General features: G+C 53.9%; 2 protein-coding genes. Both read right to left on the bottom strand.

What is annotated here, in order from left to right; genetic code table 11:
- The coding region (locus GMA8713_RS27105; RefSeq protein WP_269747470.1) for a contractile injection system protein, VgrG/Pvc8 family at positions 1–404 on the bottom strand (404 nt) is incomplete at its 3' end.
- Between the two features lie 148 nt (positions 405–552).
- Positions 553–1,071, bottom strand: a complete 519-nt coding sequence (locus tag GMA8713_RS25700; RefSeq protein ID WP_062667983.1) for an Hcp family type VI secretion system effector — start codon at positions 1,069–1,071, stop codon at positions 553–555.
- Between the last annotated feature and the right edge of the window lie 175 nt (positions 1,072–1,246).

Genomic DNA, 1,246 nt, shown 5'->3' on the forward strand with positions numbered 1-1,246 from the left:
AACGCATAATCATCAATGCCCATCTCCTGCAGGAGAATACTCATGATTTCCGGGGCAGACTGCTGCTGGAAGATACGGCTGTTCTGGCGAAGGGACAGTCTGGCAAGGGACGGCACCATCTCCAGTGCATAGCGGGTGTGATGGAAACCCGTATCACCTCTAGAGAACCGACGGACAATCCCGTGGAAGCGTTGCTTGAGCTCCCCATCCTGCCAAATCACCAAAGTGACATTACGGTCCACCGTGTCATTTTCAGAGACGGCTTCATGGCGGCTGGCCAGCTTGATATCAAAACAGAAAGGGGCCGAGAGATGGGCGTCGCCCTGAAAGTCGACCACCACAAAGGTGTCGTCAGGCAAGCCTTCGACGTTAAGAGTAAATTGGAGACCGCTTTCCGTAGCCATAGAGATACCCAGCAAGAACTATCCACTGCTTCTGAGAGACTTCAGAAGCTTCATCAGACGTCACTGTCTGACGACAAAACCCGCCGCGAGGGCGGGTGGGGTCAGAAAGGCCTGCTTTACAAAGAAACACGCCTTCTGCCAGGAAGCCTTAAGCTTCGATAGGCGCGCGCCAGTCATCCGCACCGGAAGTGCCTGCAACCGTGTGCTCCCAGTCAATCTTGCGGTAGGCCACAGAGACAGTCACCAGCTGAGTGAACTCTTTCTTCTGCGCGTCCTGACAGTGAGGCATGTTGCAATCGATATCGATGATGGTGCCGTCAGTCAGGATGGTGGAGAAGAAGTGCTCCTGCTTACCTTCGACAGACGTGCGGTACCACTTGAGCTCAATCTTCGGCAGCATCTCGCCGGACGCCAGTGCGTTGTACATCAGCGGAACGGCTTTGTTCAGTGCCACGGTGAACTTGAACGGCTTGTGAACACGTTGGCCAGAGGGCTGACCGCTTTGTGGGTCAGTCGGGACGGTCACGATGTGGTCAAAGGCTTGCACCAGCATCTCGTCTTCGTGGCCTTCCACGTAGATGTTACCGACAGAGTCAGCGGTGAAGGCACCGGCAGTGATGTTGCCCTGGGTTTTGCCTTCGATGGCGATATAACAAGGAGTTGGCATTGTAATTTCCCTATAAAAATTCGGAGGAGGTTGTTTACTACGTGGGAAATAACGCAAGGGGTGTGCCAGTAGTGTAGTGCAATAAAAACAGAGACTTAGCTGATGCCTAAAAAGGGGGGAGCAAGGTGTTGCCTGTGGGTGGGCGAAAAGTTGCTCAGCGAGCAAGATTTGGCCG

It is taken from the genome of Grimontia marina, from assembly GCF_900060185.1.
GTDB lineage: Bacteria > Pseudomonadota > Gammaproteobacteria > Enterobacterales > Vibrionaceae > Enterovibrio > Enterovibrio marinus.

What these genes read in the sequence shown, in the direction of transcription:
- GMA8713_RS25700 (WP_062667983.1), bottom strand. Translation starts at nt 1,071, where the DNA reads ATGCCAACTCCTTGTTATATCGCCATCGAAGGCAAAACCCAGGGCAAC.